At 69.5% G+C, this 25,082-nt stretch carries 18 protein-coding genes; 14 read left to right on the top strand and 4 right to left on the bottom strand.

The genetic code is table 11. From position 1 onward, the window contains the following. The first annotated feature begins 175 nt into the window (after nucleotides 1-175). Nucleotides 176-1,132, top strand: coding sequence for a putative endonuclease domain-containing protein (locus AC1C2R_RS06085; RefSeq protein ID WP_495379340.1), 957 nt, complete (start codon nucleotides 176-178; stop codon nucleotides 1,130-1,132). 89 nt (nucleotides 1,133-1,221) lie between these two features. Here the strand turns inward: AC1C2R_RS06085 and aspS are convergent, their stop codons facing one another. Beyond that, nucleotides 1,222-2,580 (bottom strand): aspartate--tRNA(Asn) ligase, encoded by a 1,359-nt coding sequence (aspS, locus tag AC1C2R_RS06080; RefSeq protein ID WP_495379339.1) that lies wholly within the window; start codon nucleotides 2,578-2,580, stop codon nucleotides 1,222-1,224. 102 nt (nucleotides 2,581-2,682) lie between these two features. Between aspS and AC1C2R_RS06075 the strand changes: the two genes are divergently transcribed. The 7 genes from AC1C2R_RS06075 (at nucleotide 2,683) to AC1C2R_RS06045 (ending at nucleotide 14,835) form a co-directional block, all read left to right on the top strand. Then, entirely contained in the window at nucleotides 2,683-3,327 is a 645-nt protein-coding gene (locus AC1C2R_RS06075; protein ID WP_495379338.1) for a histidine phosphatase family protein, read from the top strand. Beyond that, a complete protein-coding gene (locus AC1C2R_RS06070) occupies nucleotides 3,327-3,920 on the top strand; it encodes a TlpA family protein disulfide reductase (protein WP_495379337.1) in 594 nt (197 codons plus the stop codon). The genes AC1C2R_RS06075 and AC1C2R_RS06070 overlap by 1 nt, the downstream gene beginning before the upstream one ends. Nucleotides 3,921-3,923: 3 nt before the next feature. Next, complete coding sequence (locus tag AC1C2R_RS06065; protein ID WP_495351613.1) at nucleotides 3,924-4,676, top strand: cytochrome c biogenesis CcdA family protein; 753 nt, start codon at nucleotides 3,924-3,926, stop codon at nucleotides 4,674-4,676. Next, on the top strand, nucleotides 4,660-6,420 hold the full coding sequence (gene resB / locus AC1C2R_RS06060; protein WP_495379336.1) for a cytochrome c biogenesis protein ResB: 1,761 nt from the start codon (nucleotides 4,660-4,662) through the stop codon (nucleotides 6,418-6,420). The genes AC1C2R_RS06065 and resB overlap by 17 nt, the downstream gene beginning before the upstream one ends. A gap of 57 nt (nucleotides 6,421-6,477) precedes the next feature. Then, nucleotides 6,478-7,449 (top strand): c-type cytochrome biogenesis protein CcsB, encoded by a 972-nt coding sequence (ccsB, locus tag AC1C2R_RS06055; protein WP_495380380.1) that lies wholly within the window; start codon nucleotides 6,478-6,480, stop codon nucleotides 7,447-7,449. A 270-nt stretch (nucleotides 7,450-7,719) separates the two neighbouring features. Next, nucleotides 7,720-13,776, top strand: a complete 6,057-nt coding sequence (gene pulA, locus AC1C2R_RS06050; RefSeq protein WP_495379335.1) for a pullulanase-type alpha-1,6-glucosidase — start codon at nucleotides 7,720-7,722, stop codon at nucleotides 13,774-13,776. A 201-nt stretch (nucleotides 13,777-13,977) separates the two neighbouring features. Continuing rightward, nucleotides 13,978-14,835 (top strand): CPBP family intramembrane glutamic endopeptidase, encoded by an 858-nt coding sequence (locus tag AC1C2R_RS06045; RefSeq protein WP_495379334.1) that lies wholly within the window; start codon nucleotides 13,978-13,980, stop codon nucleotides 14,833-14,835. 10 nt (nucleotides 14,836-14,845) lie between these two features. On the opposite strand, the gene AC1C2R_RS06040 is transcribed toward AC1C2R_RS06045, so the two are convergent. Then, nucleotides 14,846-15,865, bottom strand: coding sequence for an o-succinylbenzoate synthase (locus AC1C2R_RS06040; RefSeq protein ID WP_495379333.1), 1,020 nt, complete (start codon nucleotides 15,863-15,865; stop codon nucleotides 14,846-14,848). 64 nt (nucleotides 15,866-15,929) lie between these two features. On the opposite strand from AC1C2R_RS06040, the gene AC1C2R_RS06035 reads away from it, so the two are divergent. Together AC1C2R_RS06035 and AC1C2R_RS06030 are read left to right on the top strand one after the other, a co-directional pair. Next, nucleotides 15,930-16,883, top strand: a complete 954-nt coding sequence (locus AC1C2R_RS06035; protein ID WP_495379332.1) for a 1,4-dihydroxy-2-naphthoyl-CoA synthase — start codon at nucleotides 15,930-15,932, stop codon at nucleotides 16,881-16,883. Between the two features lie 379 nt (nucleotides 16,884-17,262). Next, the gene (locus tag AC1C2R_RS06030) at nucleotides 17,263-18,372 is read left to right on the top strand and encodes an AMP-binding protein (RefSeq protein WP_495379331.1); all 1,110 of its coding nucleotides are present in this window, start codon (nucleotides 17,263-17,265) and stop codon (nucleotides 18,370-18,372) included. Nucleotides 18,373-18,401: 29 nt separating this feature from the next. Here the strand turns inward: AC1C2R_RS06030 and qcrB are convergent, their stop codons facing one another. Next, complete coding sequence (gene qcrB, locus AC1C2R_RS06025; RefSeq protein ID WP_495379330.1) at nucleotides 18,402-20,054, bottom strand: cytochrome bc1 complex cytochrome b subunit; 1,653 nt, start codon at nucleotides 20,052-20,054, stop codon at nucleotides 18,402-18,404. Nucleotides 20,055-20,205: 151 nt separating this feature from the next. On the opposite strand from qcrB, the gene AC1C2R_RS06020 reads away from it, so the two are divergent. Next, nucleotides 20,206-21,222 carry a 1,4-dihydroxy-2-naphthoate polyprenyltransferase gene (locus AC1C2R_RS06020; protein WP_495380379.1) on the top strand — a complete coding sequence of 339 codons (1,017 nt, stop codon included), beginning with the start codon at nucleotides 20,206-20,208 and terminating at the stop codon, nucleotides 21,220-21,222. Nucleotides 21,223-21,353: 131 nt separating this feature from the next. Here AC1C2R_RS06020 and AC1C2R_RS06015 read toward each other — a convergent pair whose 3' ends face one another. Further along, nucleotides 21,354-21,629 (bottom strand): DUF4229 domain-containing protein, encoded by a 276-nt coding sequence (locus AC1C2R_RS06015; RefSeq protein ID WP_495351604.1) that lies wholly within the window; start codon nucleotides 21,627-21,629, stop codon nucleotides 21,354-21,356. Nucleotides 21,630-21,702: 73 nt separating this feature from the next. On the opposite strand from AC1C2R_RS06015, the gene AC1C2R_RS06010 reads away from it, so the two are divergent. The 3 genes from AC1C2R_RS06010 (at nucleotide 21,703) to AC1C2R_RS06000 (ending at nucleotide 25,068) form a co-directional block, all read left to right on the top strand. Beyond that, nucleotides 21,703-22,143: a PLD nuclease N-terminal domain-containing protein gene (locus tag AC1C2R_RS06010; RefSeq protein ID WP_495379329.1), complete on the top strand. Its 441-nt coding sequence runs from the start codon at nucleotides 21,703-21,705 to the stop codon at nucleotides 22,141-22,143. After that, a complete protein-coding gene (gene menD / locus AC1C2R_RS06005; RefSeq protein WP_495379328.1) occupies nucleotides 22,136-24,052 on the top strand; it encodes a 2-succinyl-5-enolpyruvyl-6-hydroxy-3-cyclohexene-1-carboxylic-acid synthase in 1,917 nt (638 codons plus the stop codon). Before AC1C2R_RS06010 ends, menD begins: the two co-directional genes overlap by 8 nt. Nucleotides 24,053-24,213: 161 nt before the next feature. Then, the gene (locus AC1C2R_RS06000) at nucleotides 24,214-25,068 is read left to right on the top strand and encodes a PPK2 family polyphosphate kinase (RefSeq protein ID WP_495379327.1); all 855 of its coding nucleotides are present in this window, start codon (nucleotides 24,214-24,216) and stop codon (nucleotides 25,066-25,068) included. Nucleotides 25,069-25,082 lie beyond the last annotated feature (14 nt).

Below are 25,082 nucleotides of genomic sequence, written 5' to 3'. Positions count from 1 at the left end.
CGCATCTCGCGGGCGTGGGCGCAGTTCGTGCGACATCACTCGCGCGGGCGGTGGGCGGCGGCGCGCCGACGGGCGGGGCGGGCGGGTGCGCCTCCACAGGCTGGGGGTGGGATGGGGTCCGCTCAGATTGGCGTGCACGCCGGGCCTGATGCGCGCACTCGGTCAGGCTGAGCGGATGCGAGCGTACACGCCACTGCCCGATGAGTTCACGTCTCGGGCGTTCACGATCTCCGAGGCGGTCGCCGCAGGCGTCGGCGCGGGCCGGCTCCGCGGCAGCGATCTCGCACGGCCATTCCACGGCGTTCGGGTGCAAGCCGACGCGATCAGCTTCGAAGCGCGATGCCGGGCGAAGCAGCTCATCATGCGGCCGGGGCAAGTGTTCAGCCACGCCACCGCATGTCGGCTCTTCGGCATCGTCGTGCCGGCGAGTCACGAGATCGATGCGGTGGATGTCGCCGACTTCGCGCCGAACCCGATTCCCCGGGCGCGCGGTGTGCGCGGTCATCGACTGCGTACCGGTGGTACGAGGACCGGCACGTGGCACGGATGGCGGATCGTCTCACCAGAAGACGCTTGGTGCCAGCTCGCTTCGACGGCGACCCCCCGTGATCTCGTCGTCGCCGGGGATTCCATGCTCCGTCGGCAACGCCCGATCTCGACACTCGAGCGGATGCGGGCTGCGGTCATACGTCACGCAGGTCGCCGTGGTCACCGCGCACTGGCCGTGGCGATGCTGCGCGTACGCGCCGGAACGGATTCACCGGAAGAGACGAAGTTGCGACTCGACCTCATCGAGTACGGCCTGCCGGAACCGGTCGTCAACCTGCCGATCTTCGACGAGTCCGGTCGATTGTGTGCGATCGGTGACCTCGCCTACCCGGAGTACCGGGTGCTCGCCGAGTACGACGGGGAACAACACCGCACCGAAGACCGCCAATATTCGCGCGACGTCGATCGGCTCGACGACCTCGCTCGAATCGGTTGGCGCAACGTGCGCTTCACCAAACGCCATCGTGGTCGAGCCCGAAAACTGCGACTCGAGCGAGTACGCCAAGCCCTGATCGCGCGCGGTTGGACGCCCCCATCGCTGACCCTGCCACTGCCCCCATCCCGCCCGGCACCAAGCCCGTGAAGTCGCACGAAACGTCGTCGATGCGGTCACTTGCGAGCAGTTCGTGCGACATCAGCGGCTAGTTCGGGGGGGGTGAGGGGGCAGGGGGGCTAGGGGAGGAGGCGCGTGGGGCCGCGGAAGAGGTAGGTCGTCTCGCGGATCGACTGCTCGCCGAGCATGAGCATCAGCACGCGCGCGAGGCCCATGCCGAAGCCGCCGTGCGGGGGCACGCCGTAGCGGAAGAAGTCGAGGTAGAACTCGAGCTCTTCAGGGTCCATGCCCTTGTCGAGGGCTTGGACGGTGAGCACGTCGATGCGGTGTTCGCGCTGGGCGCCCGTCGAGATCTCGACGCCGTTGTAGATGAGGTCGTACGAGTTCGTGAGGCTCGGGTCGCCCTCGTGGCGCATGTGATAGAACGGCCGGATGCTCGAGGCGTAGTCGGTGAGGAACACGAAGTCGTGCCCGAACGCCTCTTTGACGTAGGCCGAGATCTGGCGCTCGCCCTCGGGGTCCATGTCGTCGTCGGCGCGGGGGATCACGTAGCCGCGGTCGGCCACGATCTGCTTCGCCTCGGCGAGCGGGATGCGCGGGAACGGCCGCGACGGCACCTGCAGCTCGATGCCGAAGAGCTCGGCGATCTCGGCGCCGTGCTTGGCGACGACGGCCTCGAAGCCCGCGACCATGAGCTCCTCATGCAACGCCATGACGTCTTCGTGCGAGTCGATCCAGCTGATCTCGGTGTCGATCGAGGTGAACTCGGTCGCGTGCCGCGAGGTGAACGACGGGTCGGCGCGGAACGCGGGCCCGACCTCGAAGACGCCGCCGAAGCCGGCCGCCTGCGCCATCTGCTTGAAGAACTGGGGGCTCTGCGCGAGGTACGCCTTGGTCTCGAAGTACTCGACCTCGAAGAGCTCTGCACGTGACTCCGACGCCGAGGCCATGAGCTTCGGCGTGTGGATCTCGATGAGCCCCTTCTCGACCCACACGCCGCGCAACGCGTGCAGGAACGTCGTCTGGATGCGGAAGATGAGGGCCTGCTTGGGGTTGCGCAGGTCGAGGAAGCGCCAATCCATGCGCTTGTCGAGGCTCGAATCGGGCGCGATCGGCGTCTCGGGGTTGGCTTCGGTGACGACCTCGAGCGAGGCGATCTTCACCTCGAGGCCGCCGAGCTTGACGCGCTCGTCGTGCTTCAGCTCGCCCGTCACGGTGATGAACGAGCCGTGCGAGAGCGCCGAGATGGCCTCGGTCGTCGCGAGGCGAGCGGATGCCGCGGACACTTCGGCAGGCTCGGTGAGCGAGGGGTCGACTTCCCGCGTCGCGGGGTTCACGAGCTGCACCGCACCCGACTCGTCGCGAAGGATGACGAACTGCACCTTCTTCTGATCTCGCACGGTCTCGACCCATCCGGACACGGTGACGGGGCCGTCGGGGAGGGCGGCGAGATTCTTGACGAGGGTGCGGGTGCTCACGATCGACCATCCTACCTGTGGGGGTTTCAGGCGCCCGGCCGGGCAGCGTTTGGTGGATTCACTCGGCGGATTCAAAGGGAACGGCTCTCTAGACTGGAAGCCGTGCCGGCCGAGCAGATCCACCTCGTGCGCCATGGCGAGGTGTTCAACCCCCAGGGCGTGCTCTACGGTCGACTTCCCGGCTACGGCCTCTCCGATCTCGGTCGTCGCATGGCGCAGGCCGCCGCCGACGATCTCGTCGCACGCGATCGCCCGGTGCACGCCCTCGTCTCGTCACCGCTGCAACGCACACAGCAGTCGGCCGAGCCCGTCGCCGCGGCGTTCGGCCTCGAGCCGACGCTCGACGAGCGGGTGATCGAACCCGAGAACCGCTTCGAGGGCAAGCGCATGCGCGGCCCAGACGGCGCGCTCCGCGACATCCGCAATTGGCCGCTGCTCGTGAACCCGTGGGAGCCCAGCTGGGGCGAGCCGTTCCGTTCGATCGCCGACCGCATGCTTGTCGCGATCGGCGACGCCTGGCAGACGGCCGACGGCGGAGACGTCGTGATCGTCAGTCACCAGCTGCCGATCTGGATGGTGCACCGCCGGCTCGCGGGGCTCTCGCTCGCGCACGACCCGCGTCGGCGGCGCTGCGCACTCTCGAGCATCACGTCGTTCGAGCGCCGCGGCGACCGGTTCGTCGAGGTCGGATACGCAAACCCCGCGGCGGGGCTCTCCGCCGAGGCCACGGATGTAGGAGCAGTGTGATGCGCAGGCGTTGGTCGATGACGGCGGTGGTCGTGGCATCCGCCCTGCTGCTGACCGGGTGCACGAGCGACCCGCTCGCCGACCAGTTCCGCGAGGGCAGCGGCAAGAACTACATCGCGGGCGACGGCACGATCACGGTGTACGACGTCGACGGTCGGGGTGAGCCCATCGAGTTCAGCGGCGAGACCGTCGAGGGCGAGAGCTTCGACTCGGCGGATGCCGCGGGCAAGGTGCAGGTCGTCAACTTCTGGTACGCGGGCTGTGCGCCGTGCCGCGTCGAGGCGCCGATCCTGCAGGAGGTCTACGAAGGCGCCGACGCCGACGCGGTGAGCTTCGTCGGCGTGAACGTGCGCGATCAGGCCGCGAACGCGACATCCTTCGAGCAGGACTACGGCATCACCTACCCGTCGATCCTCGATGTCGGGAGCGGCACGGCGCAGCTCGCATTCGCCGGCCCGGTGCCGCCGGCCGCCGTGCCCACCACGATCGTGCTCGACCAAGACGGCAAGGTCGCCGCACGCGTGCTCGGCCAGCTGAAGGACGCCTCGATCCTCGAGACGATCATCGCCGACCTCCTCGCCGAGCAGGCCTAGCGCATGGGCGTGGGCGAGATCGTGCTCGACGGGCAGTTGCTCGCAGCAATGCCGATCGCACTCGCCGCGGGACTCGTCTCGTTCCTCTCGCCGTGCGTGCTGCCGCTCGTTCCGGGCTACCTCGGCTACTTGGGCGGGTTCACGGACGCCTCGGCCGACGCCGCGACCGAGCGCAAGAACCGTCGCCGTCTCCTGCTCGGCGTGCTGCTCTTCGTCGCCGGGTTCACGGTGGTGTTCGTCAGCTTCAACCTCGTCGCGGGCGTCGCCGGCGCGTGGCTGCTGCAGTACTCCGACCTGATCGTGCGCGTCGCCGGGGTGCTGCTCATCGTCATGGGGCTCGTCTTCATCGGGCAGTTCACCTTCATGCAGCGCACGATCAAGCCCTCGTGGCGGCCCGCGACCGGGCTCGCCGGCGCCCCCTTGCTCGGCATCGTCTTCGGCCTCGGCTGGACCCCGTGCATCGGCCCGACGCTCGCCGTCGTGCTCGCGCTCAGCGCCGACTCGGCGTCGGCGGGCCGTGGCGTGCTGCTCGGTCTCGCGTACTGCATCGGTCTCGGCATCCCGTTCCTCCTCGTCGCAGCGGGCTTCGGCTGGGTCACGGGTTCGCTCTCCTTCCTCCGCCGCCACATCCGTGCGATCAACATCGCGGGCGGTGCGCTGCTGATCCTCATCGGCGTGCTCATGCTGTCGGGAATCTGGTCCATCTGGATGTACGAACTGCAGGCGGTGATCACGGGTTTTGTCCCCGCAATCTGACCCGGGTGCGCCCTCGCGGCCCGCCGACCACATCGACTCGGTCGAGCAGGATGCCGGCGAGGCATCCGTCGCCCAACCGAAGCTCGGCTTCGTGGGCTGGGTGCGCTTCGCCTGGCGGCAGCTCACGAGCATGCGCACCGCGCTGCTGCTCCTGCTGCTGCTCGCGATCGCCGCGGTGCCCGGCTCGCTCGTGCCGCAGCGCTCGAGCGATCCGAACGGCGTCACCCAGTACTTCAACGACAACCCGAGGCTCGCGCCGATCCTCGACGGCGTGCAGATGTTCGACGTGTACACCTCGGCATGGTTCTCGGCGATCTACCTGCTGCTCTTCGTCTCCCTCATCGGGTGCGTCATCCCGCGCACGAAGCACCACCTCGAGGCGCTGCGGGCACGACCGCCGCGCACGCCCGTGCGGTTGTCGCGGCTTGCGGGGTATACCGAGCGCGAGCTGTTGCCGGCCGGTCCGGATTCGGACGGGGCCACGAGCAGCGAGGCGGCGGATGCCGCGATCGACACCGCCGCGAAGCAGCTGCGCCAAGCCGGGTACCGCGTCGAGCGCTACGAGCTGCGCGGCGAGCCCTCGGTGTCGGCCGAGCGCGGGTACCTGCGCGAGACCGGCAACCTCATCTTCCACACGGCCCTGCTCGGCGTGCTCGTCGCCGTCGGCTTCGGCGGCGGATTCGGCTTCTCGGGCCAGCGCGTGATCGTCGAAGGGCAGACCTTCGTCAACACCCTCGCGGCGTTCGACTCGTTCAACCCCGGTCGCTTCTTCAATGACAACAGGCTGACGCCCTATCGGCTCTCGCTCGACAACCTCGATGCCGTGTACGAGACGCAGAACCAGAACGCGATCGGCCAGCCCATCGACTTCACCGCGCACGTCACCGTGCAGGGCCAGGGCGGCGAGGCCGAAGAGCGCACGGTGAAGGTCAACGAGCCGCTCTACACGCACGGCACCGACGTGTACCTGCTCGGCAACGGCTACGCCCCGACGATCACGGTGAAGAACGCCGACGGCGAGGTCGTCTTCACCGACTCCGTGCCGTTCCTGCCGCAAGATGCGAACCTCACCTCGATCGGCGTCGTCAAGGTGCCCGACGGCATGCCCGAGCAGCTCGGCATGGTCGGCTTCTTCTACCCGACCCAGAGCGAGCTCACCTCGGGTGCGTACACGTCGAGCTACCCCGACCTGATCCTGCCGGTGCTGACGCTCAACGTCTACGAGGGCGACCTCGGCATCGACGGTGGCACGCCGACCTCGGTGTACACACTCGACCCGTCGACCATGGACCAGCTGACCGGCGGCAAGACCGGCGTCGACTCCATCGAACTGAAGCCGGGCGAGACCGCTGAGCTGCCGAACGGCCTCGGTACGGTCACCTTCGAGGACTCGTCGCCCGATGCCGAGACTGCCGATGGCGCGGAAGCCGACTACTCGCAGAGCGTGCCGCGCTTCGCGAGCTTCGACATCCACCACGACCCGACGCAGATCTGGGTGCTCGTCTTCGCGTCGCTCATTCTCGGCGGCCTGCTCGTCTCCCTCTTCGTGCCCAGGCGGCGCATGTGGGTCAAGGCCGTGTCGAAGCCCGACGGACGGGTCGTGCTCGAGTACGCCGCGCTCGCCCGCGGCGAGGACCCGGGTCTCGAAGAGGCCGTCACGGCCTTCGCCGACAAGCACGCCGGGCACGCCGGCCCGGCCGAGGTCGAAGAATCGACCGATGCCCCCGAGAAGTCTTCGACGTAAGGTAGAACAGTGCAGCTGACGTTCGACGAGATCTCCATCCTCTGCGTGTACTCGGCCATGGTCGTGTACGCGATCGCGTTCATCGCGTTCTCGATCGACCTCGCGAAGCGCTCGGCAGCAGCCACGGCGGCAACGGATGCCGCAGCTCGCGTCGACGTGCACGAGACCGTCGCGGTCGGCGCCTCGGGCAACTCGCGCACCCCGGTCGCAGGCAAGCCCGCGGCATCCGCTCGACCGGCTCAAGACGGTGCGGTCGCCTACGGCCGCTCACCTGCGCTTCGCGTCGGCGTGGCGATGACGGTGCTCGCCTGGCTGCTGCACCTCACGGCCGATGTGCTGCGCGGCCTCGCCGCGGGCCGCGTGCCGTGGGCCAACATGTACGAGTTCGCGCTCACCGGCACACTCATCATCACCACCGTCTTCCTCGTCGTGCTCGTGATCTCCAAGCACGACCTGCGCTTCCTCGGCACGTTCATCACCGGGCTGGTGCTCGTGCTGCTCGGCGTCGCGGCGCTGAACTTCTACGTGAGCCCGATTCCGCTGCCGCCGCCGCTGCAGTCGGTGTGGCTCGTCATCCACGTGTTCGTGGCGAGTGCGTCGGTCGGCCTCTTCGCGCTCGGCTTCGCACTCTCGGTCGTGCAGCTCATGCAGTCGCGTCGCGAGTCGCTCACCGCAACCGCGAAGGCCGCGAAGCTCACGTTCCTCGCGACGCTGCCCGATTCGGTCACCCTCGAGAATCTCGCGTACCGCATCAACATCATCGGCTTCATCCTCTGGACGTTCACCCTCATGGCCGGTTCCATCTGGGCCGAGAAGGCCTGGGGCCGGTATTGGGGCTGGGACACCAAAGAGGTGTGGACCTTCATCATCTGGGTGGTCTACGCCGGCTACATCCACGCGCGCGCGACCCGCGGATGGCGCGGCTCCCGCTCGGCGTGGCTCGCGATCATCGGCTTCTCGACGGTGTTGTTCAACTTCACCATCGTGAACCTCTTCTTCAAGGGACTGCACTCGTACTCGGGCCTCTGAGCGGCGTCTCGCGCTCTGCGCGGCTCGCCGTGACGACGTTTTGGCGGGCAACGGCCTCTGCATACGGCCGTGACGCGGCAAAAGGTCGTGGCGCGGAGGGGGTCCGCGGCGGGTTCTGGCAACGCTTGCACGACGCATGACGCGGGCCTCGCTCGGGCGGCGTCGGTTCGCGGCATCCACGTTGTAAGCGCTTGCATTAACGCCCCGGCCGCTGCTACCGTCACCTGCAGGTCGGTGGCACGGAGTCGTGCCGGAAATCGGGAGTCAAGGATGACGCAACGCGCTCGCGCTCGCAGCTGGTTCGCCCTCGTGGTTGCGGGGGGCCTCGCGGCATCCGCTCTCTCGGTGATTCCGGGCCTCGCCGCCGCGGCCGCAGACGAGCCACGCACCTTCGCGCTCGTCGGCTCTCTGCAAGACGAGCTCGGATGCCCCGCCGACTGGGCCCCCGAGTGCGCCGAGACCGAGCTCACCGCGACCGGCACGCCCGGCGTCTTCGCGGCAGAGTTCACGATCCCCGCCGGCACGTGGGAGTACAAGGTCGCGGTCAACGACACGTGGGACGAGGCGTATGGCCTCAACGGCGGCGGCGACAACATCCCGCTCACGGTCGCGGGCGACACCCCGGTGCGAGTCGTGTTCGACGACACCCTGAAGCGCGTCGGCCTCGAGGCGACGGATGCCACGCTGCGCGGCGCCTACGACGAGGCGGCCGACGCCGACCTCGTCGCCGACCCTGTGCGCCAGCCCGGCAGCGACGAGACCTTCTACTTCGTCATGACCGACCGCTTCGAGAACGGCGACACCTCGAACGACGAGGGCGGGCTCACGGGCGACGCGCTCACGACCGGCTACGACCCGACCCACAAGGGCTTCTACAACGGCGGCGACCTCGCGGGCCTGCGCGACCAGCTCGACTACATCGACGGTCTCGGTACGACGGCGATCTGGCTCACTCCGAGCTTCAAGAACCGCGCAGTGCAGGGCGAGGGCGCTGATGCGAGCGCCGGCTACCACGGCTACTGGATCACCGACTTCACCCAGATCGACCCCCACCTCGGCACGAACGCCGAGCTCGAGGCGCTCATCGGCGAGGCGCACGCCAAGGGCATCAAGGTCTACTTCGACATCATCACGAACCACACGGCCGACGTCATCGACTACGCCGAGGGCGAGCACGCCTACATCGACCAGGCGACGAGCCCCTACCTCGACGCCGGCGGCACCGCTTTCGACCCGGCCGACTTCGCCGATGCCGACACGGGCGCCGACTTCCCAGCCCTCGATGCGGCGACGAGCTTCCCGTACACACCGACCCTCACGCCCGAAGACGCAGAGCTCAAGGTGCCGGCCTGGCTCAACGACCCGACGCTGTACCACAACCGCGGCGACTCGACGTGGGAGGGCGAGTCGGTCACCTTCGGCGACTTCGTCGGCCTCGACGACCTCATGACCGAGCACCCCACCGTCGTGAACGGCTTCGTCGACGTCTACGAGCAGTGGATCGACCTCGGCATCGACGGCTTCCGCATCGACACCGCCAAGCACGTGAACTTCGAGTTCTGGGAGCAGTGGTCGACGCAGGTGCTCGACTACGCGCACACCGCCGGTAAGCCCGACTTCTTCATGTTCGGCGAGGTCTACGACGCCGACCCCGTGAAGCTCTCGCCCTACGTGCGCAATACCGACATGAACTCGGTGCTCGACTTCACGTTCCAGTCGCAGGCCGTGGCATTCTCGGCCGGCAACTCGGCGAAGAACCTGCAGGCCCTCTTCGCGGGCGACGACTACTACACGACGCCCGACTCGTCGGCGACTGCGTTGCCGACCTTCCTCGGCAATCACGACATGGGGCGCATCGGCTACTTCCTGCAGTCGACGGATGCCCCGCTCGAGCGTGACGAGCTCGCCCACGAGCTGCTCTTCCTCACGCGCGGCCAGCCGGTCGTCTACTACGGCGACGAGCAGGGCTTCGCGGGCATCGGCGGCGACCAGAGCGCGCGGCAGACGCTGTTCCCGAGCCAGGTGGCCGAGTTCCAGAACCAGCCGCTCGTCACCGGTGAGACGTTCGGCACCGGTGAGCACTTCGGCACGGATGCCCCGCTCTACGAGCACATCGCCGCCCTCTCGGCGCTGCGCGCTGCGCACCCCGCCCTTTCGACCGGCGCCCAGATCGAGCGCTACGTCGACAACGGCGCCGGCGTCTACGCGTTCTCACGCGTCGACCGGGCGGAGAAGACCGAGTACCTCGTGGCCGCGAACAACTCGAACGCGCCGAAGACCGTCGAAGTGCCCACGCTCACGAAGGACGGCGTGTTCTCGCCGCTCTACGGCACCGACGGCGCGCCGATCGTGGCGAACGCCGAAGGCGTGGCATCCGTCACCGTGCCGGCGCTCGGCACCGTCGTGCTGCGGGCCGGCCGTGCGGTGAGCGCGCCCGACGCGGCATCCGCCATCACTGTCTCGACGCCCGCTGCGGGCGCCGGCGTCACCGGCATCACCCCGGTTGCCGCCGACGTCGATGACGCCACCTGGCAGGAGACGAGCTTCGCCTGGCGGGTTGCCGGCGCGACGGGCGACGATGCCTGGCACGAGCTCGGCACTGCCGAAGACACGAGCCCCCGGGTCTTCCACGACACGGCCGGCCTCGCCGGTGGCACCCTCCTCGAGTACCGCGCGGTGTCGACGGATGCCGCAGGCAACCGCTCGGCGGCGAGCACCTACGCGAGCGTCGGCAACGCCGTGAACCTCGCCTCCGAGGAGGAGCCCGAGCAGCCGATCGATCTCGTCACGGTGCCGGGTTCGCACAACTCCGAGATGGGCTGCGCCGGTGACTGGACGCCCGGCTGCGAGGTCGCGAAGCTCACGCTGCGCGCCGACGGCATCTACGCCGGCACCTTCGATGTCGCCGCCGGCGACTACGAGTACAAGGTCGCGATCAACGGCAGCTGGGACGTCAACTACGGTGCGAACGGCGAGCTGAACGGCGGCAACGTCAGCTACTCGCACCCGGGCGGCCCGATCACGTTCTTCTGGAACCCGAACACGAAGGTCGTCTCCTCGACCGCCGAGGGCCCCATCGTGACGCTGCCCGGCAGCTTCCAATCGGAGGTCGGATGCCCCGGCGACTGGCAGCCCGAGTGCCTCGCCTCACTCATGCAAGACGGCGATAAGGACGGCGTCTACACGTGGTCGACCTCGTCGATCCCCGACGGCGCGTACGAGACGAAGGTCGCGCACGGGCAGGGCTGGGACGAGAACTACGGCGTCGGCGGCGTGCCCGGGGGCCCGAACTACACGTTCACCGCGACCACGGGCAATCTCGTCGAGTTCCGCTACACGCTCGCAACGCACGTGCTCGAGATCGTCGTGACCGACCCGCCGCTCGCCGGCACGGGGGAGTCGCGCGCCCACTGGGTGAGCGAAGACACGCTCGCCTGGCCGGCCGAACTGCTCGGCGGAGCAGAGGCGACGGATGCCGCGTGGACGCTCGAGCACTCGCCCGACGCGTTGCTTGCAGTCGGCGACGGCGCCGTGACGGGCGGCGGCGAGCCGGTCGTACTCGAGCTCGACCCGAATGGGCTCGACGACGACCAGCTCGCCGCGTTTCCGGCGCTCGAGGGCTTCCTCGCGCTGCGTCCGGTCGGGCTCGACCGCGGCGAGGTGCAGGGGCTCGTCACCGAACAGCTCGCGGTCGCGCAATCAACGGATGGCGAGCTGAGCGCCTTCACCGGCGTGCAGCTGCCGGGCGTGCTCGATGATCTCTACGGCGACGCCGTGGCATCCGTGCCCCTCGGTGCCAGCTGGGAGGCAGGCCAGGCGACGCTCGCGCTGTGGGCGCCGACCGCGCGATCGGTCTCGGTCGAGCGGTGGGATGCCGGGGCATCCGGTGACGCCGAGGTGATCGCCGCTGAATTCAACGACGCCGACGGCACGTGGTCGGTGTCGGGTGAGGTCGCCTCGGGCGACGAGTACCGCTGGTCGGTCGAGGTGTACGCGCCGACGACGGGCGCGATCGAGACGAACTCGGTCACAGATCCGTACTCCGTGGCTCTCACGACGAACTCGGTGCGTTCGGTCGTCGTCGACCTCGACGACGAGTCGCTCCGGCCAGAGCAGTGGGAGGAGACGCCCGCTCCGGTCGTCGAACGCCCGGTCGACCGTGCGATCTACGAACTGCACGTGCGCGACTTCTCGATCGGCGACGAGTCGGTGCCCGCCGAGGAGCGCGGCACGTACCGCGCCTTCACGCGGGACTCGGCCGGCACTCAGCAGCTCGCGCAGCTCGCCGAAGCAGGCATCAACACCGTGCACCTGCTGCCGACGTTCGACATCGCGACGATAGAGGAGAACCGCGCCGCACAGGCGACTCCCGCATGCGACCTGGCGAGTTTCGGCCCCGCGTCGGCCGAACAGCAGGCGTGTCTCGAATCGATCCGCGACCTCGACGGCTTCAACTGGGGCTACGACCCGTTCCACTTCCAGGCGCCCGAGGGCTCCTACGCGGTGGACCCCGACGGCGGCGCGCGCGTGAGCGAGTTCCGCGAGATGGTCGGCGCGCTCCACGCGACGGGCCTGCAGGTCGTGCTCGACGAGGTGTACAACCACACCGCGGCATCCGGGCAGGGCGAGAAGTCGGTGCTCGACCAGATCGTGCCCGGCTACTACCAGCGCCTGAACGCCGTCGGCAACGTCGAGACCTCGACGTGCTGCCAGAACATCGCCACCGAGCACGACGTCGCCCAGAAGCTCATGGTCGACTCCGTGGTGCTGTGGGCCGAGGAGTACAAGGTCGACGGGTTCCGCTTCGACCTCATGGGTCACCACTCGAAGGCGAATCTGCTCGCCGTGCGGGCCGCGCTCGATGAGCTCACCCTCGAGGAGGACGGCGTCGACGGCTCGGCGGTGTACCTCTACGGCGAGGGCTGGAATTTCGGCGAGGTCGCGAACAACGCGCTCTTCGAGCAGGCCACGCAGGGCCAGCTCGGCGGCACGGGCATCGGCACGTTCAACGACCGGCTGCGCGACGGCGTGCACGGCGGCAGCCCGGTCGACGGTGCATCGACGTTCGAGCAGGGCTTCGGCACCGGGCTCGGCACCGATCCGAACGGGTCGCCGATCGACCCCGCCGATCGCACGCTCGGGCAGCAGACCGACCTCGTCAAGCTCGGACTCGCGGGCAACCTGCGCGGATTCGAGTTCACCGGGTCCGACGGCGTCGTGAAGCGCGGCGAGCAGTTCGACTACAACGGGTCGCCGGCCGGCTACGCCGACCAGCCCGACGAGGTCATCAACTACGTCGACGCCCACGACAACGAGACGCTCTACGACCTCTCGGTGTTCAAGCTGCCGGCCGACACCGCGATGGCCGATCGCGTGCGCATGAACACGCTGTCGCTCGCGACCGTGACGCTCTCGCAGTCACCCTCGTTCTGGCACGCCGGCACCGAGCTGCTGCGCTCGAAGTCACTCGACCGCAACAGCTACAACTCGGGCGACTGGTTCAACCGCATCGACTGGACCGGCCAGGAGTCGACGTTCGGCTCCGGACTGCCGCCTGCGGCCGACAACGAGGACAAGTGGCCCATCATGGCGCCGCTGCTCGCGAACCCGGCGCTCAAGCCGGGTGCTGCGGACATCGCGGCGGCCGAGGCATCCGCCCTCGACCTGTTGCGGGTGCGTGGCGAGGTCGACCTGCTGCAGCTCGGCTCGGCTGAGCTCATCGATGAGAAGGTGACCTTCCCGAACAGCGGGGCGGATGCCACGCCCGGCGTCATCGCGATGCAGATCGACGACCTCGTGGGCGACGACGCCGACCCAGAGCTCGACGGTGCGCTGGTCGTGTTCAATGCGTCGTCCGAGCCGGTCACCGAGACCATCGCCGGACTCGCCGGGCGCGACTTCGCGCTCGCCGAGGCGCAGGCGAACGGCGCCGACGCCGTCGTGAAGACGACGAGCTGGAACGCCGCGACCGGCGCGGTCACCGTGCCCGCTCGCAGCGTCGCCGTGCTCGTCGACGAGCAGGCGCCGCCGGCCGTCGCGACGTTCACCCTCGCGGCGCCGAACAAGCTGTTCGCGAAGGCCGGCTCGGCCGTGAAGCTGCAGGGCAAGGTGTTCGCCCTCGATGGCAGTCCTGCGGTCGGCACCGTGCGGGTGCTCGACGGTGGCAAGGTCATCGCCGAGGTCGAGCTCACGGCCGCCGATCGCGGCCGCATCGACGTCAAGCTGCCGAAGCTGCCGCGCGGCTTGCACCTGGTGCGGGCCGAGTTCGACGGCGGCGAGGGGTTCGCCGACTCGCGCTCGTTCTCGGTGCCGCTGATCCTCTGGTGACCCGAGCCTCGTTGATCGAGTAGCCGACGAAAGGGGCGTATCGAGATCCGGTGCGGGGTCTCGACACGCGTCCTCCTTTGTCGGGCGCTACTCGACCGGCGGGTTGTCGTTGATCGAGTCGCCGACGAAGGGGGCGTATCGAGATCCGGTGCGGGGGTTAGCCCGATAGCGGCGACGCGAACCGGTTGGCAGGGTGAACGCGTGACCACCACAACGACGCCGCACACCCGGGTTCGCACCGACCTGCTCCTGTTCGCCCTCATCACCGTGCTCATCAGCGGGTCGCTGTGGCTTCTCCTGGCCTGGCAGGGCGGGAATGTGCGCGAAGGCGGTGCGCTCTGGATCTTCGGCATCGCGACGTCGGGTCCGTCGCTCGCGGCGCTGATCCTCTACCTGACCCGCACCCGCCGCGCGCCGGATCGCGGCGGCAGCTCTCGGGTCGCGCCCCCGTGGCTGTGGCTGCCTGCCGCGCTGGTACTCGGCGCCGCCCCGACCGTGATCGCGAACCTGTTGCTCGCACCGCAGGAGTTCAGTGCGCGCCTCGCGGAAGCACCGGCCGTCGTTGCCGACTTCGGAGGCCCGCTGCTCTTCATCCTGCTGTTCATGATCACGGGCCCCATCGCTGAGGAGTTCGGATGGCGCGGCTACGCCCAGCCGCGCCTGCGCCGGTCACTCGGCATCTTCACCACTTCCGTCGTGCTCGGACTCGCGTGGGGGATCTGGCACATCCCCCTGTTCTTCCTGCCGGGAACCGGGCAGGCCGCCATGGGCCTCTTCACCGTCGACGGGCTGCTCTTCGGCCTCTCCTTCATCCCGCTTTCGCTGATCTACCTGTTCGTCAGCGAACGTCTCGGCGGCCGGGTGTGGGCGGCGATCCTGATCCATTTCTCGGGCAATGCGATCGGCACCTTCTTCCCCGATGCGCCCGTGCCGGTCGCCGTGGTGCAGCTGCTGATCACGTGCCTGTTGGCTGCGGGTCTCTACTTCGCTTGGCAGCCTGACGCGCGACGTTCGCTCGGCGTGACGGTTCGCGAACCCGTGCGGTCGGTCGGCGGCTGAACCCGCCGGCTCAGGCGGTGGACGGTGTGCCGGCCCCGGCCCCGGCCCCGGCGTCGGCGAGCACCGCGTGACATCGCACGATGCGCTCGAGCCACCACTCCGTGCGCTCGGGCGACGCGGAGTATCGCTCGAGCAACGCCGGGTCGGGCAGCACACGGCCCACCGGGATCGACCCGTTCTCGGGAATCAACGGCGCCCGCGTGACATCCGCTGCCAGCAATGAGGCGGTGCCGAGCCCGCAGTCGAAATCGAGCACGGGCACGGATGCCGCGAGCTGCGCGCCCATCGCAAGGCCGACGCTCGTGTCGAGGGCGCTCGAGACGACGACGGGCAGGCCCGTGCGCCCGATGATCTCGAGGGCGCGGCGGATGCCACCGAGCGGTTGCGCCTTGATGACGAGCAGATCGGCGGCGCCGGCCTCGGCGACGGCGAGCGGGTCGTCGGCGCGGCGCACGCTCTCGTCGGCCGCGATCGGCAGCCCCATGTACTTCGTGCGACGGCGGATCTCGGCGAGCTCCTCGACGCTCGCACACGGCTGCTCGACGTACTCCAGGTCGAACGGTGCGAGTGCGTGGATCGCATGCTCGGCCTCATCGACGTTCCAGCCGCCGTTGGCGTCGACCCGGATGCGGCCTTCGGGGCCGAGGGCCTCGCGCACGGCGCGAACCCGTGCGACATCCTGTGCGAGTGTCTGGTCGGTGCCGGCGACCTTGACCTTCGCCGTACGACATCCGGGGAATCGTGCGAGCACCGCGGCGACGCTGTCGGGATCGACGGCCGGCACCGTCGCATTGACGGCGATGCGGTCGCGCAGGGCAGGTGGCGGCGCGTTCCAGCCGTAGTCGACGGCAGCGGCCAGCCAGGCGGATGCCTCGGAGTCGTCGTACTCGATGAACGGGGAGAACTCGGTCCACCCCTCGGGGCCCTCGAAGAGCACGGCCTCGCGCACGTCGATGCCGCGGAACCGCGTCACGAGGGGGAGGGCCACGACTCTTGCGGTGGCGAGCAGTTCATTCGGCTCGGGCAGCATGTGCCCAGTCTCGCACCCGCTCCCGTCGAGCGGGTGCATGGTCGTGGCCGAATAGGCTGGGGGCATGAGCGCTGCGGTCTCCGAACTGTTCGATGCGAGCGAGTGGGTCGACGCGGCATCCGCGGTCAGTGGGCCATCGGGCCTCACCGACATCACCTATCACCACTCGCTCGACGGCCGCATCGCGCGTGTCGCGTTCGACCGGCCCGAGGTGCGCAACGCCTTCCGCCCGCACACCGTCGACGAGCTGTACCGGGCGCTCGAAGATGCACGCACGAACCCGCGCATCGGTGTGGTGCTCCTCACCGGCAACGGGCCGAGTGCGAAAGACGGCGGCTGGGCGTTCTGCTCTGGCGGCGACCAGCGCATCCGCGGCCGTGACGGCTACAAGTACTCGGATGCCGAGACGGCGATCGTCGACGGGGCCGGCGGCGATGCCGACGCACCGGGAAGTCACGCCGCCGTCGGGCGCCTGCACATCCTCGAGGTGCAGCGGCTCATCCGCTTCATGCCGAAGGTCGTCATCGCCGTCGTGCCCGGTTGGGCGGCCGGCGGCGGGCACTCGCTGCACGTCGTCTGCGACCTCACGATCGCGAGCCGCGAGCACGGTCGCTTCAAGCAGACCGACGCCGATGTGGGCAGCTTCGACGCCGGCTACGGCAGCGCGTACTTCGCCCGTCAGATCGGGCAGAAGTTCGCCCGCGAGGTGTTCTTCCTCGCCGAGGAATACTCGGCCGATCGCGCTTACGAGATGGGCGCCGTGAACCGCGTCGTGCCGCACGCCGAACTCGAGCGCGAAGCCATCGCGATGGCCCGCACCATCCTCACGAAGTCGCCCACGGCGATCCGCATGCTGAAGTTCGCGTTCAACGCCGTCGACGACGGCATGGTCGGCCAGCAGGTCTTCGCGGGCGAGGCGACGCGTCTCGCCTACGGCACCGACGAAGCCGTCGAGGGTCGCGACGCCTTCCTCGAGAAGCGCGACCCCGATTGGGGCCCATACCCGTGGCACTACTGACGCGGCGGCCTTCGCGGGACGGAGTGCCAGCCGCCTTCGTCGGACGATCGCCGGTGCGGAGGACACCGCCGGCCCAGTTCGTCCTGCCGAGAGCCGAACATCCTTCGAAGCGAACGGTGCGATGCGGATGAAACCACTCGTGCAGGTTTCAGCGATGGATGTCCCGGCGCTCACCGAAGCTCTGCGGTCGGCACTCGACGGCGGCCCCGCCGTCTGGCCCGTGCCCGTCGGAACGCGTTACTCCGCCCCTTTCTCCGCCCCCGCCCCCAGATCTCATTCCGGGGGTGCATTTGCGCCGGAAAGCGTGCTGATCGGTGTGGATTCTGGCGCGAACGCACCCCCGGAACGCTCAGACGGGGTGGAACGCGGGGAGGGCGAGGTGGATGACGACGTCGCACTTGTGGTTGAGACGAGCGGGTCGACGGATGCCCCGAAGCGCGTGATGCTCTCGGCAGACGCCCTCATCGCGAGTGCCGACGCCACCGCCGACCGGCTCGGCGGCCCCGGCCGCTGGCTACTCGCGCTGCCGGGACATTACATCGCGGGCGTGCAGGTGCTCGTGCGCTCGATCGTGGCGGGCACGACCCCGGTGGTGCTGGACGACGGGCCGTTCACGGCCGAGGCGTTCGCCGCGGCATCCGCTCGCCTCACCACTGATGCGCCGCGTTACACCTCGCTCGTGCCGGTGCAGCTCGCCCGCATCGTCGAGCGGGCGCAGCGCGACGCGTTCGTGGCGGCGGCGCTCACCGGATACGACGCCGTGCTCGTCGGCGGGCAGGCGCTCGCGCCGGCGGTGGCCGAGCGGGCGGCGGAGCTCGGCGCCAACATCGTGCGCACCTATGGCTCGAGCGAGACCGCGGGCGGATGCGTCTACGACGGCATGCCGCTCGAGGGCGTCGGCGTGCGGGTCGTCGACCCTTCGACAGGCTCGAGGCAGCGCCCTTCGACAGGCTCGGGGCAGCGCCCATCGGCAGGCTCAGGGCAGCGCCTATCGGCCGGTTCAGGGCAGCACGGCCTGGTCGAGCTCAGCGGCCCCGTGCTCGCGAACGGATATCTCGACGACCCGGCCCGCACCGACGCCGCGTTCACGGTCGATGCCCACGGCACCCGCTGGTACCGCACGGGCGACGTCGGCGAGCTCGACCGCGAGGGCCGGCTCCGCATCCGCGGCCGCGCCGACGACGTCATCATCTCGGGCGGCGTGAAGGTCGCCCTCGGAGAGATCGAGCGGGCCGTGCGCGGCGTCCCCGGTTTCGGTGAGGCCGTGGTGCTCGCCGTCGCCGACGCGGAGTGGGGCCAGCGGGCAGTCGTGGTCGCACCCCAGACGGATGCCGCGGCATCCGCTGCCCTCTCGACCCTCGCCGCGGCGACCGACGAAGCCGGGCTCGCACCCGCGGCCCGGCCCGTGCGCCTCGTGGTCGTCGAACACCTGCCGATGCTCGCGTCGGGCAAGCCCGATCGACGAGCGGTCGCTGCGCTGCTCGCCTGACGGCCGGCTCGGCCGGCTCGCACGGTTGACTAGGCGCCCGGCTCTCCCGTGCCGCTCCCGACGAGCTCGGCCTGCTCCGCCTGACGCTGCGGCGGCGACTCCCGTTCAGGCGGCACGATGCGGTCTTCGAGGAACCAACGAGCGATTGCAGCACGGGTCCGACGTCGGAGGGTCGGTCGCCCTCCCGCGAAAGGTGAGGGGATGGCCTGCGCGGCCCCGTGGTGGGCGACCAATCGCCACCGGTCGTAGACATCCACTCGCTCGTGCACTTCGAGGTATTCGCCCGACGGCAATCGAACGATGCGGCCCGTCTCGTACCCGTGGAGTGCGATCTCCAAGTCCTTCCTCTGGAGGGCGATGCAGACGCGTCGGGTGATGGAGAAGGCGACGGCCGGTGCGGCGAGCAGGGCGATCTGCAGGGTCAGGATGATGCCTTCGATGCTGAGTGCGAAGTGGGTGGCGACCAGGTCCGCGCTCGCCGCAGCCCAGAGGACACCGTAGAACGTGACCCCGGCAACGCCGATCGCGGTGCGGGTCGCGGCATTTCGCGGCCGGTCGAGGATGTGGTGCTCGCGCCGATCCCCGGTGATCCACGACTCGAGGAACGGAAAGAGCATCGCCGTGCCGAGGAACACGCCGATGACGGCGAGCGGAACCAGGACGGCGAGGGTCCAGGTGCGGTCGAGCCAGACGAACTCCCAGCCCGGCGGGACGAGGCGGAGTGCGCCATCGAGGAAGCCCGTGTACCAGTCGGGCTGGCTGCCTGCCGACGCATCGCCGGGCGATGCCGGACCGAACAGCCAGATGGGATTGATCGTGACCGTGGCGGCGATGAGCACGAGGATTCCGGTGACGATGGCGAACAGCCCGGCCGCGCGGGCGGCCGCGTTCGGCAGCATCGGCACTCCCACCACATTGCCTTGGGTTCGTCCGGGGCCGGCGAATTGCGGCGGTCTGTGCACGTACGACGAGCGGACGCGGGCGGCGATGAGCACGACCATGAGCACGGGCACCAGCGCAACGTGCACCGGGTAGAGGTTCTCGATGATCCGGCCGGGAAACTCCCCGCCGAAGATCAGCATGGCCAGCTGGCTTCCAACGAAGGGGATGCCCAAGACGATGCCCTCGACGATGCGAAGGCCCGTGCCGGAGAGCATGTCGTCTGGGAGGGCGTAGCCGCTCCAGCCGCCGAGCAGCGCCACGATGAACAGCAGGAACAGCATCACCCAGCTGGCCTGCCGCGGCCTCCGGAACGCGCCCGTGAAGAACATCACCAGGAGCTGCACCGTCAGGGAGACCGGCAACAGGAGGGCGGCCCAATGGTGGGCCTGCCGCAGCAGCAGTCCGCCGCGCACCTCGAGTGAGACGTGCATCGTCGACGCGAACGCCTTCGACACTTCCGCACCGTGCAGCGGGACGAACGGGCCGTCGTACCGCACCAGCTCACTCGACGGCGTGTAGAAGAACATCAGCACGAGTCCGGTCAGGAAGAGCACGGCTGTGCTCGCGAGCGACACCACCCCGAACAGGTTCGTCCAGTGGAGCGGAACCGCTCGACCGCGCAATTCGCCGGACATCGCCGAGAGTCGGCGGCCGAGCGCGGTCCGCGTCCGGAGGTGGTGCGAGAGGCGGTCGGTGATCGGCGTCCCACGCCGCCGGTCGGCGATCGGGAGTTGGTGCATGCGAGCCTCCAAATGGGTCTTCACTCACAAGACCCCGCCGGGGCCCTGTTTGTGACATTCCATGCCCGTGAATCGGATGTGCTCCCGCGAATCGAACCAGCGGGCGCGGCGAACTAGCATTGACTCCGTGGCGCGCCCGAAACCCCAGAGGATGAACCCCGGCGACGAGATCGCGAAGCGGGAGGCCGCGCGCGATCGACGTGGGAGCAACGCCAAGTCGAACGGCAACGCCAAGTCGAACGGCAACGCCAAGTCGAAGGGTGCGGCGAAGTCGAACCGCGCTCCTGAGCGCGTGTCGGCCGCCGACTGGGTGTCGGGTGCACGGCTCCGCACCCTGCCACTCGCCGTCGCGCCAGTCGCCCTCGGCACCGGTGCGGGCATCGTCGCGATCCCCGATGGGCCGTGGCACGTCGCCAGGGCGCTGCTCGCCCTCGTCGTCGCCCTCGCCCTGCAGATCGGCGTGAACTACGCCAACGACTACTCCGACGGGGTGCGCGGCACCGACGAGCACCGGGTGGGCCCGGCGCGGCTCACGGGCTCGGGGGTCGCGAAGCCCAGGCAGGTGCTCGCCGTCGCCGTGAGCTTCTTCGCACTCGCCGCGATTGCCGGGCTCGCCCTCACGGTCGTGACCGGGCAGTGGTGGATGCTCGCCGTCGGCGCGGTCGCGATCGTCGCCGCCTGGTTCTACACCGGCGGCAAGCACCCATACGGCTACTACGGGCTCGGTGAGCTCTTCGTGTTCGTCTTCTTCGGCATCGTCGCCACAGCAGGGTCCGCGTACGTGCAGGCGCTCATGGTGAACTTCGAGGCGTGGCTCGGCGGCGTCGGCGTCGGGCTCCTCGCCTGCGCCGTGCTCATGGCCAACAACCTGCGCGACGTCACGCAAGACAAGATCGCCGGAAAGCGCACCCTTGCGGTGCTTGTGGGGCCGCTCGTCGGGCGCATCCTGTTCGTGGTCTTCATGATCGTGCCGTTCGCCATCGTCGCGTTCTTCGCGCTGCTCTACCCCACTGCGTGGCTCGTGATGTTCGCCCTGCTCGCGGCGCTGCCAGCATGCGCGATCGTACTCACGGCGAAGACACCGCGGGAACTCATCATCGCGCTGCAACTCACGAGCCTCACAGCCCTCGTCTACGGAGTCGGGCTCGGACTGGCGTTCGCGCTCTGAAGCTTCCGTTGGTCGAGCGCCGGATCGAGGAGGCGCGCCAGCGCCGTATCGAGATCTAGCGAGCGTATCGAGACCTGGTGCCCGGTCTCGATACGGCCCTGGCGGGCCCACTCCACCAGCGGATGGCGGGGCTATTCGGCGGGCGGGCGCCGCTCGACGACTGCGTCTTCGGCTTCGTCGTCTTCGTTCACGAGGGGTGTTTCGCGATGGCGGGCGGCGTAGAGATCGCTCGACATCGACTCACGCGGCCGGCGCAGGAAGAGCAGCGACGCGCTGAGACCGAAGACCGCGGCGATCGCGGCGGAGACCCACGGGTCGACCTTGGCGATGAGCAGCACCGCGAGCGGAACGGCGAACAGCAGCACCCGCAACACGGTGTACCAGATCCATACGGGCACGGACTTCACCCTGACAGTGTAGGTCGCCGCGGCTGGGCGCACTCACAGCCGCGGCACGCGCTGGCGCGCCTAGACTGAGGTCATGGCCCGGCTGCTCTTCGGACTCGGCGTCGCCGCCGTGATCTTCACGATCTACGCCGTCGCCGATTGCGCGTTCTTCGACCGAACGCGTATTCGTGGTCTCCGGCGCGGCTGGTGGATCGTCATCATCCTCTTCGTGCCGATCATCGGTGCCCTGCTCTGGTTCATCATCGGACGTGGTCGCGCCGAGCGGCTGCCCGGCGGGCGGGCGCGCACCGTCGCCCCCGACGACGACGCCGACTTCCTTCGTCAGCTGGGCAGCGATGCCGCGCAAGACGAGCGGATCCGGCGGCTCGAGCAGGAGCTCGCCGACTTCGACTCCGGCGCCGAGAGTGGCGCGAACGACGGCGAGACCGGCGGCTCGCGCGGCACCGACCGCAAACGACCCGACTCCCCTGAGACGCCGGGCGAGGCCGGTCCGTCCGGCCGTCCGAATGGCTGAGCCGACGCCCCACCGAGCGCCCGGCAGCAGTCCAGCGAGCGACGCTTCGCTGGCATTGCTCACGGCGTTCGTGCGCGATGGTGTCGTCGATCTCGTCGTCGCTCCGGGGTCTCGTTCCCAGGCGCTCGCTCTCGCTGCCGCTGAACTCGAACGCGTCGGAGCCGCGCGTCTGCACGTGCGCATCGACGAGCGCGGTGCAGCGTTTCTCGCACTCGGCCTCGCCGTCGAGTCGGGGCGACCGGTCGCGGTCATCACGACGTCGGGCACGGCAGTCGCGAACCTGCACCCGGCCGTGCTCGAGGCGCACCATTCGGGGGTGCCCCTGATCGTCTTGTCCGCCGATCGGCCGGCAGAGCTCCGCGGCATCCGTTCGAACCAGACCACGATGCAGGCCGGCATCTTCGCCGGCGCGGTGCGTCTCGAGCGCGACGTCGCGCCGCCAGAGGGGGCGGTGGGCGAAGCGGATGCCGCGGCACACCTCGCGCGCGAGGCCGTCGTCGCCGCGCTCGGCCTCGATGCCGACGGCACGCCGGTGCCCCATCCCGGCCCCGGACCGGTGCACCTGAACCTGCAGTTGCGGGAGCCGTTGTCGGCCGCCGTCGAGCTCGACGTCGCTCCCGCTCCCACGTCCGCCGACGTTGCGCCGGATCTTCCCACTCGATCGAGAGGTGAGGGGGCGGCAGGGGCAGCGCCTGTCGCGCTCATCGCGCCTGGGCCGCGCACGGTCGTCGTCGCCGGGGCGGGTGCCGGGCCGGCTGCCGAGCGTTTCGCCCGCGATGGCGGTTGGCCGCTGCTCGCCGAGGTGACGAGTGGCGCGCATTTCGGGCCGAACCTCGTCGTCGCCTACCGCGAGCTGCTGCGCGAGCCGGGATTCGGCGACGAGATCGAGCGGGTCGTCGTCTTCGGGCATCCGACGCTCGCGCGTGAGCTGCCGGCGCTCGTGCAGCGAGAGGGCGTCGAGACGATCGACGTCGCGCCGTGGGGCATCGAGTGGTTCAACCCCGGGCGCCGGGTCGCACGGTTCGAGCGGGCCGTTCGCGCGGAGCCGCACCCGCCGACGCAGGAGGAACGCGCCTGGGTCGGTCGCTGGGTGCACGCGAGCCGCATCCTCGTCGAGTCGGGCCTGCCCGCTGCGTCGGCGCAGCGCAGCGGCATCGACGAGACCGGGCATGTCTCGAACTTCGAAGCGCAGCGGGAGTACATGAAGGCGCAGCTCGCCGCCGTGCGTGCGCCCATCACTCGGCGCATGCTCGTCGACGCCGTCTGGTCGGCGACCTGGCCGCACGATCGACTGGTGTTCGGAGCATCCCGCCTGATCCGCGACGCCGATCGAGTGGTGCCCGGGCGACGCATCCGGGTACATGCCAACCGGGGGCTCGCCGGTATCGACGGCACCGTCGCAACCGCGGTGGGCATCGCGATCGCGAGTCAGTCAGCGTTCCCAGGTGCGGCCGGCAGGGCGGCGAACGCCTCGGGCGACGAGCTCGACGAGCTCGGCGGGCTCGATGGGCTCGCCGGGCCGGGCGGGGCGGCGGATGTCGCTGCGCCCGCGTCGGCGGTCGCCCATGCTGCCCGGTCGGGCGTCACCCGCGCGGTCATCGGTGATCTGACGCTGCTGCACGACGTCGGCTCGATGCTCATCGGCGAAGGCGAGTCGCGGCCCCGAGTGCAGCTGATCGTCGGCAACGACGGCGGCGGTTCGATCTTCGACTCACTCGAGGTCGCAGCATCCGCCCCCGCCGATGCGTTCGACCGGGTGCAATTCACGCCGCAGCATGTCGATCTGGCAGCGCTCGCCGTGGCCTACGGCTGGGCCTACGTTCGGGCGACCACACGCGGCGAGCTCGACGAAGCGCTCGGCACCCGCATCGAGGGGCCGTCGATCCTCGAGGTGCCGCTGCCGCGCTGAGTCGCTTTCGTCAGGGTGGCGAGGCGCGGGCGATGTACGGGCGGGCGGTTGCCGCGCGCGACCCGAACCGGCGTCGAGGCGGCTGCAGGCACTTGCCGTGGCATCCGCTCGCTCGGCAGGATGGGACCTGTGCGACGCCGCGTCGCGTGAGGGAGCGTGACATGAGCCGCGAGTCGTATTGGACCGCAGACCCCGCCGAGTTGCTGCGGGTGGGTGCCGGGTTCGAGCTGTCGAAGACCGATTCCCACGCGCACCCGGGCTTCGACGGCGACAAGGAGGCCGGGCAGGCGGCGCTCGCCGAGGGCGCCGAGATCCTCGCCGAGCTGCAGGAGCAGCTCTTCGCGATGAGCCGCCTGGGCGACGAGCGACGCATCCTGCTGGTGCTGCAGGCGATGGACACGGCAGGCAAGGGCGGCATCGTGAAGCACGTCATGGGTGCGGTCGACCCGCAAGGCGTGCAGCTCGCCGCATTCAAGAAGCCGACCGCTGAAGAGCTCGAGCACGACTTTCTGTGGCGCATCCACAAGCGGGTGCCGGGAGCCGGCATGGTCGGCGTGTTCGACCGCTCGCACTACGAAGACGTGCTCATCGGCCGGGTGCGCGAGCTCGCACCGCCCGCCGAGATCGAGCGGCGGTACGGGGCGATCAACGACTTCGAGGCCGAGCTCGCAGCGACGGGCACGACGATCATCAAGGTCATGCTGCACATCTCGCGAGACGAGCAGAAGGCGCGCCTGACCGAGCGACTCGTCCGCCCCGAGAAGCACTGGAAGTTCAACCCGGGCGACGTCGACGAACGACTCCTCTGGGAGAAGTACGCCGAGGCGTACCAGCTCGTCTTCGAGCGTACGGCGGCAGCGGATGCCCCGTGGTTCGTCATTCCCGCCGACCGCAAGTGGTACGCGCGGCTGGCCGTGCAGCACGTGTTGATCGATGCGCTCGAGGCGATGCAGCTCGAGTGGCCGAAGGCCGACTACGACGTCGCAGAGCAGCAGGCGCGGCTCGCCGCGAGTTGAGCGAGGAGCCCTCG

This window comes from Agromyces sp. Y182 (assembly GCF_059445385.1).
Note: the sequence above shows the minus strand (reverse complement) of the source record. Positions and strands in the feature narration are given on the sequence as shown.